At 69.7% G+C, this 15,689-nt stretch carries 15 protein-coding genes; 13 read left to right on the top strand and 2 right to left on the bottom strand.

Annotated features, from left to right (window positions below):
• Positions 1–597: 597 nt before the first annotated feature.
• The 7 genes from ACIHFD_RS28465 (at position 598) to ACIHFD_RS28435 (ending at position 6,746) form a co-directional block, all read left to right on the top strand.
• A complete protein-coding gene (locus tag ACIHFD_RS28465) occupies positions 598–1,743 on the top strand; it encodes an argininosuccinate synthase domain-containing protein (RefSeq protein ID WP_397369451.1) in 1,146 nt (381 codons plus the stop codon).
• A gap of 33 nt (positions 1,744–1,776) precedes the next feature.
• Positions 1,777–2,760: an aldo/keto reductase gene (locus ACIHFD_RS28460; RefSeq protein ID WP_397369450.1), complete on the top strand. Its 984-nt coding sequence runs from the start codon at positions 1,777–1,779 to the stop codon at positions 2,758–2,760.
• Positions 2,757–3,488, top strand: coding sequence for a sulfotransferase family protein (locus ACIHFD_RS28455; protein WP_397369449.1), 732 nt, complete (start codon positions 2,757–2,759; stop codon positions 3,486–3,488). The genes ACIHFD_RS28460 and ACIHFD_RS28455 overlap by 4 nt, the downstream gene beginning before the upstream one ends.
• A 115-nt stretch (positions 3,489–3,603) precedes the next feature.
• Positions 3,604–4,341 (top strand): response regulator transcription factor, encoded by a 738-nt coding sequence (locus ACIHFD_RS28450; protein WP_397369448.1) that lies wholly within the window; start codon positions 3,604–3,606, stop codon positions 4,339–4,341.
• Between the two features lie 136 nt (positions 4,342–4,477).
• Positions 4,478–5,695: a cytochrome P450 gene (locus ACIHFD_RS28445; protein ID WP_397369447.1), complete on the top strand. Its 1,218-nt coding sequence runs from the start codon at positions 4,478–4,480 to the stop codon at positions 5,693–5,695.
• Between the two features lie 5 nt (positions 5,696–5,700).
• Positions 5,701–5,907, top strand: a complete 207-nt coding sequence (locus tag ACIHFD_RS28440; protein WP_397369446.1) for a ferredoxin — start codon at positions 5,701–5,703, stop codon at positions 5,905–5,907.
• Positions 5,904–6,746, top strand: a complete 843-nt coding sequence (locus ACIHFD_RS28435; protein WP_397369445.1) for an SDR family oxidoreductase — start codon at positions 5,904–5,906, stop codon at positions 6,744–6,746. The genes ACIHFD_RS28440 and ACIHFD_RS28435 overlap by 4 nt, the downstream gene beginning before the upstream one ends.
• Before the next feature lie 33 nt (positions 6,747–6,779).
• Here ACIHFD_RS28435 and ACIHFD_RS28430 read toward each other — a convergent pair whose 3' ends face one another.
• Complete coding sequence (locus tag ACIHFD_RS28430) at positions 6,780–7,682, bottom strand: helix-turn-helix domain-containing protein (RefSeq protein WP_397369444.1); 903 nt, start codon at positions 7,680–7,682, stop codon at positions 6,780–6,782.
• Between the two features lie 102 nt (positions 7,683–7,784).
• On the opposite strand from ACIHFD_RS28430, the gene ACIHFD_RS28425 reads away from it, so the two are divergent.
• The 3 genes from ACIHFD_RS28425 to ACIHFD_RS28415 all read left to right on the top strand — a co-directional run bounded on the left by ACIHFD_RS28425 (position 7,785) and on the right by ACIHFD_RS28415 (position 10,926).
• A complete protein-coding gene (locus ACIHFD_RS28425; RefSeq protein ID WP_350734982.1) occupies positions 7,785–8,576 on the top strand; it encodes a phytanoyl-CoA dioxygenase family protein in 792 nt (263 codons plus the stop codon).
• Between the two features lie 115 nt (positions 8,577–8,691).
• A complete protein-coding gene (locus tag ACIHFD_RS28420) occupies positions 8,692–9,792 on the top strand; it encodes a hypothetical protein (protein ID WP_397369443.1) in 1,101 nt (366 codons plus the stop codon).
• Between the two features lie 123 nt (positions 9,793–9,915).
• Positions 9,916–10,926 (top strand): leucine-rich repeat domain-containing protein, encoded by a 1,011-nt coding sequence (locus ACIHFD_RS28415; RefSeq protein ID WP_397369442.1) that lies wholly within the window; start codon positions 9,916–9,918, stop codon positions 10,924–10,926.
• 29 nt (positions 10,927–10,955) lie between these two features.
• On the opposite strand, the gene ACIHFD_RS28410 is transcribed toward ACIHFD_RS28415, so the two are convergent.
• A complete protein-coding gene (locus ACIHFD_RS28410) occupies positions 10,956–11,870 on the bottom strand; it encodes an ADP-ribosylglycohydrolase family protein (RefSeq protein ID WP_397369441.1) in 915 nt (304 codons plus the stop codon).
• A gap of 242 nt (positions 11,871–12,112) precedes the next feature.
• Between ACIHFD_RS28410 and ACIHFD_RS28405 the strand changes: the two genes are divergently transcribed.
• Genes ACIHFD_RS28405 through ACIHFD_RS28395 form a run of 3 tightly spaced genes read left to right on the top strand, consistent with a single transcriptional unit; the run spans position 12,113 to position 15,572 of the window.
• Positions 12,113–13,453 (top strand): cation:dicarboxylate symporter family transporter, encoded by a 1,341-nt coding sequence (locus ACIHFD_RS28405; RefSeq protein WP_397369440.1) that lies wholly within the window; start codon positions 12,113–12,115, stop codon positions 13,451–13,453.
• Positions 13,450–14,349 (top strand): LysR family transcriptional regulator, encoded by a 900-nt coding sequence (locus ACIHFD_RS28400; protein WP_355192654.1) that lies wholly within the window; start codon positions 13,450–13,452, stop codon positions 14,347–14,349. The genes ACIHFD_RS28405 and ACIHFD_RS28400 overlap by 4 nt, the downstream gene beginning before the upstream one ends.
• Complete coding sequence (locus ACIHFD_RS28395) at positions 14,346–15,572, top strand: alkaline phosphatase family protein (RefSeq protein WP_397369439.1); 1,227 nt, start codon at positions 14,346–14,348, stop codon at positions 15,570–15,572. The genes ACIHFD_RS28400 and ACIHFD_RS28395 overlap by 4 nt, the downstream gene beginning before the upstream one ends.
• The last annotated feature ends 117 nt before the right edge of the window (positions 15,573–15,689 follow it).

Here is a 15,689-nt window from a genome sequence, read left to right as displayed (position 1 = left end):
CGGCTGATCAGGCGTCGGAACCGGCCGGCTCGGCCGTGGCGACGCGCGCGGCGGTCCGCGGCCCGTACTGCACCGGCGCCGTCACGTCTTCCGGTGATGGCTCCGGAAAAGCGGCGGCTCCTCCGCGATCAACGCGACAACGTGCCGAAACATGGGGGATGAGCTGGGGAATCGTGAAGCTGAGTGAACACGCGTTCCTCCCTCCACCGGACGTGAGTAACCGGTATTAGGCAGCTAATGGGTTACTGCTCATACTGGAACACGTGGCGAGGATTCGCAACCCCGGGCGCCGCCACGGCCGGCGCAACCCGCCGCGCAGGGTGTTATGGCCTGCGGAAATGAGAGATTGCCCGAGAGGCATACCCGGCCTTACCCGGGCCGGCGCCCGCCAATCCACGGAAGCGTTCTCCGCGACGGGCTGTTCAACTCGAAGGACATTCTTCGAGGACATATCCGCTGGCCGCATCGATATGACAGGTCAATTTCTAGATCATTGGCATGCTGCGTGTGAATGCGCGCGGTCCGTGGGTAGGGTCGGTGGCGGTCGGCGTATAGAGTGCCGACATCGCCCCCGTCCACCAGTGTAAGGGGAAGGCTGTGCGGCAGGCCAATGGCAACGCACGCGTCGGATTATTCCAATCGGGCGGACTTTCCGCCCTCGCCGTCGGAGTCTGGCTTCACGAACGGTCCACTCCGACGAGGCACTATATCGCCGACATCGGTCAATCGGAGCGCGCGGAGATGGACGCGCTTGCCTCTTCGCTGCGAAGATCCGGGGACGATGTAGTCGTCATGGATCTACGATCATCGATCGCCGCCGTGGCGTCGGATCTGCTGCGGTACCGGGCCCGCCACGACGGCGGCTACTGGAACACGACCGGTGCGGCGCGCTTCGTGCTCGTCAGCGAGCTCACACCGCGGATGCGGGCCGACGGATGCCGGACGTTCACGCACGGCTGCGTCGGCGGGGGCAACGACCAGCGCCGCTTCGCGCGTTACGGCGCCCAGGTCGCACCGGAGCTGTCCCTCATCGAGCCGTGGACGAATCCGCAGGCGCTCGAACGGTTCCCCGATCGCGAGGCCATGCTCGCGGCCGTCGCCGAGCACGGGCTGCATCTCGACCCGGGCAGCGGCGCCGAGCGGTCCACCGATGCCAACCTCGCCGGCATCTCGCACGAGTCGGCCGAGCTGGAAGACCTCGAAACCCCGGTCACCCGGCTCCAGCCGCGGTGGAGCAACTGGCCCGGGCAGGGCCCGGCCGAGCCCGAGACCGTCACGGTCACCTTCCTCGACGGACGGGTCGCCGACGTCAACGGCAGCGGCCCCGACCCGGTCGAGTGGATGACGCTGGCCAACGACATCGGCGCGCGGCACGGTATCTGGCTTCGCGACGTGGTCGAGCGGCGCATCATCGGCACGGTCTGCCGGGGCATCTACGAGGCGCCCGGCCTGGAGCTGCTCGAACGCGCGTGGACCCGCATCCTGCAGGCCAGCCTCGATGCGGCGGGCCGCGAACTCTACGATCGGCTGGCCGCCGTTCTGGGCGCCGCCATGTATGAGGCGCGCTGGCTAGAGCCCGCCGCGCATGCCGCGCGAGACGGGATCGACCGGCTCGTCGGCGAGGTCGGCGGCAGCGTGACCCTGTCCGTCCACCGGGGCCTCGTCCAGGTCGAGCGGATGAAGGCCGCCGGCCCCGTGGTGCAGCAGACGCGGTTCGGCACGGGCGGCAACCGCTGGAGCTAGGAAGTCGCCGTTCAGGCGTGAAAGGAGGAAGTGATGCGTGAGCGTCGATTCGGCCGGTTGGGCTGGATGGTCGGCGACGTGGGTTACGGGATGTGGGGCATAGCCGGCGGCGAGGGCGGATGGAGCGGCGCCGACGACGAGACCGGCGACACCGCGCTGGACGAAGCCGTCCGGCTCGGGTGCGACTACTTCGACACCGCCTGGATCTACGGCCGCGGACACAGCGAAAGGATGCTCGGGCAGCTGGTCAAGCGGCACCCGGACCGCCGCCTCCACATCGCGACCAAGCCCCCGCCGAAGGATCGCGCCTGGCCGTCCACCCGCGACTCCAAACTGTCCGAGGTGTACCCGCCGGACCATCTCTGGGAATACCTGCACCGCAGCCTCGAAGGGCTGGGCACGCCGTCCGTCGACCTGTTCCAGTTCCATGTCTGGGAGGACGACTGGGCGCACGACGCGGCCTGGCAGGACGCCGTCATCCAGATGAAGGAACGCGGGCTGATCAAAGGCGTCGGCATCAGCGTCAACCGATGGGAACCCTGGAACGTCCTGCGGACCCTGAACACCGGACTGATCGACGCGGTACAGGTCATCTACAACATCTTCGACCAGGCCCCCGAGGACGAACTGTTCCCGGCATGCCGCGAGCTGGACGTCGCGGTGATCGCACGGGTGCCCTTCGACGAAGGCACTCTCACCGGCACCCTCACCCGCCAGTCCCGCTGGCCCGAAGGCGACTGGCGCAACACCTACTTCGTACCCGAGAACCTCGTCGCGAGCGTGGAGCGCGCCGAACGGCTGGCGCGGATCGTGCCCGAGGGCATGACCATGCCCGAACTCGCCCTGCGCTTCATCCTCCAGAACCCCGACGTCGCCACCGTGATCCCCGGCATGCGCAACCTCACGCACGTCCGGACCAACATCGCCACCAGCGACGCCGAACCACTGAGCGAAGAGCTGATGGCGCAGTTGCGCGAACACCGCTGGGATCGCCGGCCCACGGCGTGGTCGCAATGAGCGCCGCGCCGAAGCCCATCCTGCTGTGGGCCGTGCCCCGATCGCGCTCCACCGCGTTCCTGCGCATCATGCTCGAGCGCGGCGATCTCGAGGTGGTCCACGAGCCGTTCTCGTACCTGCAGGTGGACGGCCACTTCGAGCTCACGGGCAGGCGCGTCACGTCGGCGGTCGAGCTGCTCGACGCGATGCTCGAGGTCAACGCCGGCGGGCGCCGGGTGTTCGCCAAGGACACCTCCGACTACACGTACGCGCCGCTGCTCGAAGACGGGCGCCTGTTCAGCGACGTCATCAACACGTTCATGATCCGGGAGCCGCGGAGCGCGATAGCCTCGCACTACGCCATCAACCCCGAGGCCACCCAGGACGAGTACGGGTTCGAATACCTGCACGCCATCTTCGACGCCGTGCGGTCGGCCACCGGCGAGGTCCCCCTGGTGATCGACGGCGACGATCTCGTGGCCGATCCGGAGGCGACGGTCCGGGCATACTGCGAGCGGGTCGGGCTCGAGTTCATGCCCGAGGCGATGCGCTGGGATCCCGGTCGACAGGCGAACTGGCAGCGTACGGACCGGTGGCACGCGGAGGTGGCCGAGAGCAGCGGGCTGGTGGCCAAGACGCCCGGGCGGCGCGAGACGCCCGACACCAACGAGCACCTGCGCCGCATCGCCGAGCACCACCAACCGTTCTACGACGCGCTCGCCCGCCACCGCCTCTGTCCCCGCCGATAGCGTCGTTTGGTGCGGGCCGCCTGCGGATGTCAGGGAGCGCGCGAGCGCGTAGCCTGTCCGAGGGCGGGCGTGCCCGCCGCACGACGACGCTTTGCATGCGGATCCAGGGAGGGTGATGTCGCTCCGAGGAGAGAGCGTTCACACGTACAGAGACGTCAGGACGCGGGAGGCGCCCTCACCCGGCCACCGCCTGCTCCTGATCGTTCCGGACCCGGGTTCCCGCGAATCGCTGGCCGCGCGACTCGCGGAGGCCGGCCACCACGTCACGCCGGTGGCGACCGGCGCCGCCGCGATGGCCGAGCTCGGTGACCGGCATTTCGACCTGCTCGTCGTCGACGTCGACATCCCCGACCTGCACGACCTCGCCCGCAACCGGCCGCGCCTCGTGGCGCGGCCGCCCATCATCTGCATGACCACCTGCGACGCGCTGGAGCCGCTGCTGCCCGAGGTGGGCATCGAGGTGGAGGACTACGTCACCAAGCCCTGCCGGGACGCCGAGCTCCTGGCCCGGGTGCAGGTGCTGCTGCGGGGGAGGCAGGCGGCACCGCGGGCCTCCGTGCTGCGACATGGTGACCTCGTTCTGGACGAGATCGTCTACCAGGCCTGGCGAGGCGAGCGGCGGCTGGAGGTGACCCCGGCGGAATACCGGCTGCTCCGCCATCTGCTGCTCAACGCCGGTCGCGTCCTGTCCAAGGAACAACTCGCCCTGCACGTGTGGGACGAGCCCCGGGAGCTCAACGCCATCGAACGTCTGGTGTCCCGGCTGCGCCAGAAGGTCGACGAGACCTCGCCGGCGCTGATCCACACCAGGCGCGGCTTCGGTTACTGGCTGGGAGACCCTGCCTCGATGTGATCTGCGCCACGTCTGGCTTCTGTCAGGTTGCCGTCCGGGCCCCGTCAGGTTGGCCTGTTTGCATGGGTTTATCGTCTTCGCGCCACAAGGGTGATCCCGGCTGCGGGACCGTGGCGACGATCCCTCGAGGAGACCCATGTCTGGAACGACCTCCGTGCCCGACTACCCGATGACCCGGGAATCGGCCTGTCCCTTCGCGCCCGCTCCCGCGGTGCGCGGCATGACCCGGGAAGACCCGGTAGGCAAGGTACGCATCTGGGACGGCAGCACGCCCTGGTTCATCACCCGGCACGCCGACCAGCGGGCGCTGCTCAACGATCCGCGCCTGAGCATCGACGAGAAGCGGCCCGGCTACCCGCACATGACCCGCAGCCGCGCGGCGTCCGCCCCGCACCACCCGGCGCTGATCACGAACACGGACCCGCCGGAGCACACCCGGCTGCGCCGCACCGTCAACGCGCCGTTCATGGTCAAGCGGGTCGAGGCGCTGCGGCCCCGCATCCAGGAGGTTCTCGACGGCCTCATCGACGACCTGCTCGCCGGCCCGAACCCGGTCGATCTCGTCCAGGCTCTCGGCCTTCCGGTGCCGACCGTGGTCATCACCGAGATCCTCGGCGCGCCGTACGAGGATCATGAGCTGTTCCAGACCAACAGCCACACGCTGGTCAGCCACGAGTCGACGCCCGAGGAGGCCCAGGAGGCGGGCCGCGTTCTGGGCGGATACCTCAGCGCCCTGTTCGACCGGAAGACGGCCGAGCCGGGCGACGACGTGCTGTCCGAGATGGCCGGGCGGGTCGAGGCGGGGGAGATGACCCGGCAGGAGGCCATCACCATGGCCAGCGCCATCCTCATCGCGGGCCACGAGACCAGCGCCAACATGATCTCGCTGGGCACGCTCGCGTTGCTGCGGAACCCGGAGCAGCTGACCCTGCTGCGCGAGAACAGCGACGACCCGAAGTTCGTGGCCAACGCCGTCGAGGAACTGCTGCGCTACCTGACCATCGTGCACAGCGGCATCCGCCGCATCGCGAACGAGGACATCGAGCTGCACGGCAGGACCATCAAGGCCGGCGACGGCGTCATCTTCGACCTGGCCGGCGCGAACTGGGACGCCGAGCAGTTCCCCGGCCCCGAACACCTCGACCTGAGCCGGCCCGCCCGCCAGCATCATGCCTTCGGCTACGGCGCCCACCAGTGCCTGGGCCAGTCGCTGGCCCGGGTGGAGTTGCAGGTCGTCTACGGCACCCTCTACCGGCGCGTGCCGACCCTCGCGCTGGCGGTGCCGTTCGAGCAGGTCGAGTTCGCGATGGAAGGCGTCGCGTACGGCCTCAAGTCGCTGCCGGTGACGTGGTGAGGGGGATGAGCATGCGAGTGGAGTTCGACGAGCCCAAGTGCGTGGCCGCCGGGCAGTGCGCGATGGTCGCCCCCGCCGTCTTCGACCAGCGCGATGACGACGGCGTCGCCGTCCTCCTCGACGCCGAGCCCGGACCGGAGCATCACGACGAGGTACGCGAGGCGGCCGCCGCCTGCCCGGCCGCCGCCATCCGCCTGGTGGAGCAGCAATGACCGAACCCGACGTCGTGGTCGTCACCGGCGCCGGCGGTATGGGCACGGCCGTCGCCCGTCGCATCGGCAGCGGCCGCACGCTGATCCTGGCCGACGCCTTCCCCGACGCCCTGGACCGGGCCGTCGCCGCCCTGCGCGCCGAAGGGTACGACGCCAAGGGGCAGCTCACCGACGTCTCCGACGCCCGATCGGTGATCGAGCTCGCCGACGCCGCGGCCGCCGAGGGACGCGTCGCCGCGGTCGTCCACACCGCCGGCGTCTCCGCGGCCACCTCGACGGTACAGAAGATCATGCAGGTGGACCTGGCCGGCACCGCGCACGTCATCGACGCGTTCGAGACGGTGGCCACGAGGGGGACCTCGCTGGTCTGCGTGGCCAGCATGGCGGGCCACTACGCGAGCCTGAGCCACGAGGACGAGCGGGCCCTCGCCACCGCGCCCACCGGCGACCTGCTCTCCCTCGACGTGATCGCCACGGTGGGGGAGGACGCGACGGCCGCGTACATCCTCGCCAAACGCGGCAACCAGGTCCGCGCCCAGGCCGCGGCCCTGGCGTGGAACCGGCGCGGCGCCCGCGTCAACACGGTCAGCCCCGGGGTGATCTCCACCGCGATGGCCAGGTCCGAGGCGGAGTCCTCCTCCGGCCACCACATGATGGCGATGCTGGACGCCTGCGGCGCCGGCCGAACCGGTACGCCCGCCGAGATCGCCGAAGTGGTGGCGTTCCTGACCGGACCGGGGTCGCTCTACATCACCGGCACCGACATCCTCATCGACGGCGGCCAGGCCGCCTGGCTGCGCTGGCACCGGCGCCCGGGCCCGCCCTCGCCGACGGGGTGACGCTACGGTCCAGGTGGCGGGCCTCCCTGGGGGTCAGGGACTCGTCCGCTCGGCCGGGCCGCCGAGCTGAGCATGGGCGGCTGATCGGCTGCGTCGCCGGTACTCGGTGGGTGTCAGCCCGACCAGCGCACGGAAGCGGCGGGCGAAGTACGTCGGGTCGTCCCAGCCGACGGCGGCGCCGACCCGGGCGGTCGGCAGGGTCGAGTGCGCCAGCAACGTGGCGGCGCGCTCGGCCCGCAGCCGGGCCAGGAAGCCGAGCGGCGTCAGCCCGACGTACTGCCTGAACAGCCGTCCGAGATAGGCGGGATCCAGGTTGACCGACCGGGCGAGCTCATCCAGCCGCCACGGATCGGCGGGCGCTGCCTCGAGCCGGGCGATGACGGCGGCGACGGCGGGGTGGACGGTGGATTCGAGCGTCTCCCCTTCGGGGTCGCGGCCGTCGGCCAGGACGCCGAGCACGGTGACCAGCCGGCCCAGCACCCGGCCCGGCCGGCGCCGCTCGGCGGCGAGGTCCCGTTCGAGCAGGCCGATCTCCGCGATGGCCTCTTCGGCGGCGGCCGGATCGACGGTCGTGACCGCCACGCCGTGCGTGCCGGAGGCCACCGGGTCGGTCCACATCATCCGGCGCAGCATCGGGATGTCGTACAGCGCCGCCAGTTCGCCCCGTAGCGCCTGGGCGGACAGGCAGCAGTTCGCGACGGTCAGGTCGGTGCAGTCGCGGAACCCGTGCCACGCGCCGGGGCGGAGCACGACGACCTGCCCGCGCCGCAGCGGGTGCTCGCCCCGGCTGGTCATGTGCCGGCCGTGGCCGGTTCCGATCACGGCGATCTCGAGGAAGTCGTGCGCGTGCGGCTCGATGTCGGGGTTCAGGTGGTGGACACCTGCCAGGACCGGGCCTCCGGCGAACAGCGCGTGCTCGTGCAGCATGGCAGGCATGTCGGGATCGTACGACTAATCGCCGGGATCGGCCTAGCCCGTGGCGGCACGTCTCGACGAGGCTTGCGGTATCCCAACAGCAAGAAACCCTGGAGGTCAGCGATGGCAACGACCACGACCGAGCAGTTCGTCAGCGACGTCGGCGCCGACGGCCGGGTGCCGGACGAGCTGGTGGCGGCCTACCGCGAAAACGGTTTCGTCCGAGTACGGGGCGTGCTCGAGCCCGGCCAGGTCGAGCGCTTCCGGGCCGGCGCCGAGGCGTTCCTGGAGGCGCACCGCGCGGAGAGCCTGGAGAAGCAGGGCACCTTCAGCCAGCTGGTCAACGTTTGGCAACGCGACCAGACGCTGCGGGAGCTCACGTTCGACCCGCGGATCGGCCGGATCGCCGAACAGCTCGCCGGGTTCTCGCTGCGGCTCTGGCACGACCAGATGCTGGTCAAGGAGCCGCACAACAACGCCGCCACGGAGTTCCACCAGGATCGTCCGTACTGGCCGCACACGGGGGACCGGCTCCCGCTGTCGGCGTGGATAGCGCTGGTGGACGTTCCTCCGGAGCGGGGCTGCATGACCTTCCTGCCCGGCACCCAGGATCGCGACGGCCTGCGTCCGCAGGACCTCCACGAAGAGGAGGACCTGTTCGAGGCGGACCCGTCCCTGCGCTGGATCCCCCGCGTCACCGTGCCGCTCCGCGCGGGCGACTGCACCTTCCACAGCGGCTACACCGGCCACATGGCGCTGCCCAACCGTACCGACCAGGCCCGGCTCGCGCACGTCACCATCTACATGGACGAGGCGACCCGCTACAGCGGGGCCGGGCACGTCGTGACCGATCCTCTCGGACTCGCCGCGGGCGAGCGGCTGGACGGCGACGCCTTCCCCCGCCCCTGGGCTTAGCCGACCGGTCCCTTTGGACCGCCAGGAGAGGCAGCGGCCCTCCGCGACAATCGGGAGGGCCGCTGCGCCTGAGCCCGGGATTGCGCTTTGGTCGCCGGGCGTCACACTGGTCGTCATGATGCGATCTTGCGCGGTCATGGTCCTCCTGGGGCTGGTGGCCGGCACCGCACTGATCTCCTTCATCGTGTGGCCGGGCTGGGCGACGGTGCTGCCGTTCGCCGTGATCATCGGTCTCGGCTGGCTCCTGCCGCCGATCGGGAAGTGGTGGCGGATACGCAAGCTCGCCGCCACGGCCGACTCCCTGCGCGCCCCGTCCCAGGCCGACCCCGATCGCTACCTGCCTCAGCTGGCCACCGCCCTGGACCAGCACGCCAGGGCCCTGCTCGGCGCGGGCCGGGTCGAACAGGCACTGAAGGCGAGCGCCGAACGGATCGGGCATCAGCGCAGCCTGCTGGACAGCGCCCCCGACCGCCGCCGCGAGCATCTCGACGGCTTCGCCGAGGCACTTGACGCGCACCGGGGCATGCTCCAGCTGGCCGGACGGCCCCAGGAGGCCCTTGAGGTGAACGCCGAGGCTCTGCGGATCCGCAGGGAGGGCCTCGGCCAGTGGCGCGGCGGCCCCGACTACGAGCGTGACGTGGCCATGACCTTCGCCACCCGCGCAAGCCTGCTCAGCCTCGCTGCGCGTCACGACGAGGCCCTGGCGGCGAGCCAGGAGGCCCTGACGGCGTTACGTACGATCAGCGCGCGCGACGACCACCGCTACCTGCCCGCCCTGGCCGGTGTCCTGGACATCCGCGCCACCTGCGAGCTTGCCGCCGGTCGAGAGCAGGACGCACTCGCGGACGCGCAGGAGGCGGTCGAATGCTGCGAGCGACTGATCAACCTGTACCGCGGTGAGTATCTCCACCTCCTGGCACGCGTCAGCGGCACCCACGCCAAGATCCTTTGCCGGACGGATCCTGACGAAGCGATCTCCAGCAGTGGGCGGATGGTCCAGGTGACGCAGTCAGCGGCCAGGCAGGACGCCCTGGCCTACACCCCGGCGCTGCTCTCGGCGCTCACGGCACACGCGCTCGTGCTGAGCGCCGCCGGCCGGACGCGCGACGGCCGCCGCATCGCGCGCAAGGCGCTTGCCCTGTCCCGCCGCGCGGTCCCAGAGCTGCTCGTTCAGACGCGCCAGCAGCTGGGCGGCCCTGGTGCAGCCACTCTTTGACACGGCGCCCGGCGAGACAACGAGACGATCAACGTCGAGTCAGGCGGCAAGGGCGATCGATAGGGTCTCCCCGGCCGGCCGCCGGCGGAGCGGCGGCCCGACAGTCCTGGGACAGGAGCGCCGATGAGCTGGACCTACGCGGGGCACTACCGGAATCATCCGGACGGCGCCGAGTCTCCCACCGCCTTCGCCGGTCGCGCCGTCGTCGATTTCGGGGGCGACGAACCGGACGGCCGGCAGTCCGATGAAACCGTGGCCTGGAGGATCAGCATCGGCCCCCAGGCGGATGACGATTCAGGCGAAGAATGGGAAGTGCTGGCCGAGTTCGAGGGCGATCGCACCCATCCGATCTTCCGGGCGGTTTTCGAGGGTTTCCTCGACACGGTGCCGCCCGCCTCCGTCGAGGCGCTGGTGGTCGGGCGCTGGGGGCCTGAGCTGGAGGAGGACGAGGCGCCGATCCAGATCCTGTGCGAGGCGGCCGAACGGTTGACCGGGCTGAAGGCGATGTTCGTCGGCGAGCAAGCCGGCCTCGACCAGTGGTACGACGCCCACGTGGAGGAGCTGCTCGCCGCATATCCGCGGCTTGAGACGCTACGGGTGCGCGGCGGCATGGGCGACAGCACCGGCCTTCGCCATCCGCTCACGCATGCGTCACTGCGACATCTGGCGATCGAGTCCGGCGCCCTGTCCCGCGAAACGGTGGTCGCGATCGCGGAGTCGGACCTTCCGGCTCTGGAACACCTCGAGCTGTGGCTGGGCGACGAGCTCCACGACGGGCCGACGATCGCCGATCTCGCGCCGATCCTCTCGGGCGCGCGGTGGCCGCGGCTGCGGTGTCTGGGCCTGCGCAACGCCGAACTCGCAGATGAGATAGCCGCGGCGGTGGCGACGGCGCCGGTGGTGGCCAGGTTGGAAGCGTTGGACCTGTCGCTGGGCACGCTCAGCGACACCGGCGCGGAGGCGCTACTGACCGGTCAGCCGCTGACACACCTGCACAGACTCGACCTGCACCATCATTTCCTTTCCCCGACGGCGCAGGCCCGCCTGATCAGTGAACTGCCCGGCATCGTCGACGTCTCCGACGGGCAGGGCGGCGACGCACCGCACCGGTACACAGCGGGCAACCGCCTATGAGATGGACCTGGCCGAGATACAGCGGCTGATCATCGGCCGCGCGCCTCACGTGGAGATGGGCTGGGGGCGCCTGCCCAGTCCGGTAGTGGCTCACATCGCCCTCTCCACTCCTGCGGCAGATAAGCGTTCTCGGCAACCGCGACGATGCCGCCGACGATCGCGCAGGTGGTGTCGACGTCCCCGCCGGCCGCCGCGGTGGTCCACATGGCCGCTTCGAAGTCATGGCGTTCGCGAGCCGCCACCCAGAGGGTGAACGGGACCGTGTCGTGAGCGCTGACCTGTCGCCCGTTCCCGAGCATCCGGGCGGCGAGTACGGGGTCGCTGATGGTGAGGAGTTGCCGCGCCTCGGCGATACCGTCGTGGACCATGCTCGCGGGCACGTGCTCTCTGACCCGATCGAGGAAACGACCGGCGGGGAGGCCGGGTTCGTTGACGGTCACGGCTGTGGCCACGGCAACGGCGATGGCGCCGGCCACCGCTTCCGGATGAGTGTGGGTGACCTGTGCCGACAGGTCGGCCTGCCGGACCACCTGCGGCAGGTTGTCGGCGAACCAGGCGCCGAGCGGCGCCACGCGCATCGCGGCACCGTTGCCCCACGAGCCCTTGCCGTCGAAGAGCTCCGCGGAAAGCGTCCGCCAGTCGCCTCCTTCGCGGACCAGCCGAAGCATCCGGTTCGTCGCCGGGCCGTATCCGCGGTCGAAGTCATGACGGTCGGCGAAGCTCGCGGCGAGCTTGTCCTGGTCGATGGCGCCGTGATCGGCCAGGACGCGATAGACGGAGCACGCCATCTCGGTGTCATCCGTCCACTGCCACGGGCCGGGTGGAAGGAGGCGGGAGGAGAGTGCGTGGTGGTTGGCGGGAACGAAGAACTGGGAACCGAAGGCGTCGCCGAGGGCCAAGCCGAGGAGAGAGGCGGTGGCCCGCGCAAGGGGTTGGACTGACATCACTCACATTGTGGGGGTATGTCAGCTCTACTGCGATGATCCCGATCACGCCGGGGCTTCGCCGGTGGCGTACCTGCTGATCGGCATACCCGATGGGGGCCATCGGACGGTGGCCGGCCTGTCGTCGCACATTCGCCTGGCCGGGTGGCCGTCGTTCACCTTCCTCTACGTGTCGCCGCCCACGATGTCCGGGTGGGCGGAGCGAGGCATGCGCTCGCCTCATCAGGTGGAGGTGGAAAATCATGGCTTCAGCCGTTGTCGAGAGTGCTCAGCGCGTGCGCAGGCCCTGGTACCGGCAGCTGTACGCGTGGGTGCTCGCCGGAATGGCCGCAGGCGTGATCGTCGGCCTGGTGGCACCTGGCTTCGCGACGTCGTTGGAGGTTCTGGGGGACACGTTCGTCGGGCTGTTGACGATGCTGCTGGGACCGATCGTCTTCTGCATGGTCGTCAGCGGTATCGCGGCCGTGAACCGGCTCCGGCACGTCGGCGCGATCGCGTTGCGTTCGATCGCGTACTTCGAGATCGTGACCACGCTGGCGCTGTTGCTCGGGCTCCTCGCCGTGAACCTGGTGCGCCCGGGTGACGGCCTGGCGGTGGACCCCGCTCAGCTTCAGCTCACCGACGAGGTGAGCGCGCGGGTTGACGCGGCGTCAGAGATGTCGTGGACCGACTACGTGCTGCAGATCTTCCCGAAGAACATCGTGGCGAGCTTCGCCGAAGGCGCGATTCTTCAGATTCTGTTCTTCGCCGTTCTGTTCGGCGTCGCCCTGGCCGTCCTCGGCGATCGGGCTCGGCCCGTGGCCCGGGCGGTCGATCGGATCGGCGAGGTCCTGTTCACGATCGTGCGACTCGTTACGTATGCCGCCCCCGTCGGCGTGTTCGGCGCGATGGCGTACACCGTGGGCCACTTCGGGGTGGCGACCATCGGCGCGCTGCTGAAGCTGATCGGCACCTTCTACGGCACATCGATCGTGTTCGTGGTCGTCGTCCTCGGCGGCATCCTGCTGCTGGTACGGCTGAACCCGCTGCACACTTTCCGGTACTTCAAGGACGAGATCCTGCTGGCGCTGGGCGCGTCCTCCTCGGAAGCCGCGATCCCCGGCATCGTCGCCAAACTCACCCGCCTCGGCGTCGACAAGGGGACGGCGGGCATCACCGTCAGCGCGGGCTATTCGTTCAACCTCGACGGCACATGCATCTATCTCACGCTGACCAGCATGTTCATCGCACAGGCGCTGGGGATCGACCTCGATCTCGGCCAGCAGCTGCTGCTCCTCGCGGTGATGTTGTTGTCGTCGAAGGGAACCGCGGGCGTGACCGGAGGCGGCTTCGTGATGCTGTCCACGACGGTGTCGGCGACGTCCGTCATCCCGGTCTCGGGTGTGATGCTCGTCTTCGGGATCGACCGATTCATGTCCGAGTGCCGCGCCGTCGTGAACTCACTCGGCAACGCGGTGGCAGGTCTGGTGATCGCGCGCTGGCAAGGCGAGATCTCGTCGTCGGCCGCCAACGCCATCATGTCCGGGAAGTCCGCGCCTCCCGTCCCGCTGACATCCGAGCCGGAGAAGGTCAGCGGCCGATGACCGGCAAACTCAGCCTCCAACGGGTTCAGGTATTCGTGGCGATCGCCGACCACCGCGGTATCTCGGCGGCCGCGAGAGCGCTCGGCGTCGCGCAGTCGACCGTCTCGTCTCACCTTCAGCAGCTCGAAGGCGAGGTCGGTGCGGTGCTGGTCGACCGTTCCGCGCCGTCGCTCAGGCTCACCGAGGCCGGTGAGAAGCTCCTTGAGTACGGCCGTGGTCTGCTCGCCCTCGCGGACGAGGCGCTGGATCAGATCACGCGTGTACGACGAGCGCCGGTCGCCGGTGTCCTGGCCATCGGAGGCACGACCACTGCGACGGAGCGCCTGCTTCCACGGCTCCTGCGTTCGTTCCTGGACCGCTACCCGGACGTCGAGCTGGAACTCCACGTCGCGAACTCCTCGCTCATCACCCAGAAGGTGCTCTCCGGCGAGCTGCCTCTCGCGCTCGTCGCCGCTCAAAGCGAGCAGCCCTCTCTCAGCGCGACGGCAGCGGGAAGCGAGGAGCAGGTGGTCATCGTGGCCGGCGATCACCCGCTCGCCGGGCAGCGGGTGGAGCCGCGCCTGTTGCGCGGCACCCGCATCCTGCTTCGAGAGGAGGGATCCACCACGCGCCAGTACCAGGTTGACATGGCGCAGAGGTGGGGAATCCCACGCACCCATGCCGGCACGATCGCCGGCACGAGCGCGATCGTTGCCGCGGTGGCCCAGGGTCTCGGCCTGGCCTGCCTGCCCAGGGCCGTCGCCGAGGAGGCCCTGCTGCTCGGCCGGGTCGCAGAGGTCCATCTCGACCCGGCGCCTCCCGAACGCCCGATCCAGCTGATCAGGCTGGCGGCACGACCGCCGACGCTGGTCGAAGAGCTCTTCATCGAAAGCGTCCGTGAAGAAAGGACACCGTGACCACCATCACCGTGAACGATCGCCCGTACACCGTCCCGGATCACCCCGTCGTCGTCATCACCGTCGACGGTGGTGACCCGCGATACTTCCGGGACGGGCTGAGCCGCGGCATCATGCCCCGTCTCCAGCGGATGCTCGACGGCGGCGGCGTCTTCTCCGTCGGAGCGTCAGAGATGCCGAGCCTGACCAACCCGAACAACATCTCCATCGTCACCGGCGTTCCGCCTGCCATCCACGGCATCCCCGGGAACTACTGCCGGCTGCCCGACGGCTCACTGGAACTGCTCAATGATCCTCGATTTCTTCGCGCGCCGAGCATCCACGCCGAGTTCGCCGCCCGCGGGATCCCGACCCTGGCCGTCACGACCAAGGACAAGCTCCGGCGCCTGCTCGGAAACGGCGGTGTGCCGAGCGTCAGCGTCGAACGCGCAACAGGTGCCGCACTGCCCGAGTACGGGATCGACGACATCGAGGAGCTCGTCGGAACACCTGCTCCCGACGTCTACGACCCCTCCGCCAGCCACTACGCGATGCGCATCGGCCTCGCCGTGCTTCAGCGGGTTCCCGAGCTGCGTCTCATCTACGTCTCCCTCACGGACCGGGTCCAGCATGCGGCAGCACCCGGGGACGAACTCGCCGACCGGTTCTTCGTCGAGTTCGACGCCTTGCTCGGCGCGTACCTGGACGCTGGGTGCACCGTGGGGATCACCGCCGATCATGGAATGAACGCCAAGCACCACGACGCCGGCACCGCTCGGGTGCACTATCTCGGCGACCTCCTCACCGAAGCGGGTGTCCCGTTCGAGGAGATCGTGCTGCCCATCACCGACCCCTACCCCAAGCATCACGGGGCGCTCGGGGGCTTCGCCTGGCTGCATCTGGCTCCCGAGCATCGCGGGGCCGCTGTGCGTGCCCTCGCGGCACTGCCCGGCATCGAAGAGGTCTGGGAACGTGAGGACGCGGCGACGATCTACGAGCTTCCGGCGGACCGCATCGGTGACATCGGTCTCGCGGCCGCGGCCGACACCGCGCTCGGCCGCCATGCGGTCGATCACGATCTCTCGCAGCTCCATGGAGGTCTCCGATCCCACGGCAGCAGGCACGAGCAGCTCGTTCCGCTGATCCTCAGCCGCCCCGTCAGGGGGCCGCTGGCGAAGCGGCTGTACGCCGGTGTGCTGAGGAATCGGGACATCCACGATCTGACGCTCAACAACACCGTGTAGACGGCACGGTCCGTCTGAAGCCGGGGTGGGGCGACGCCGGCCGGCCGGATGGATGGATGGATGGCGAAAGGTGACGAATGCCACCGCGCCTCCATGGGTGCGGCCGCGCGAACCGGC

It is taken from the genome of Nonomuraea sp. NPDC051941, assembly GCF_044593615.1.
The sequence above is the reverse complement of the archived record's forward strand: the minus strand, read 5'-3'. Positions and strand labels throughout refer to the sequence as shown.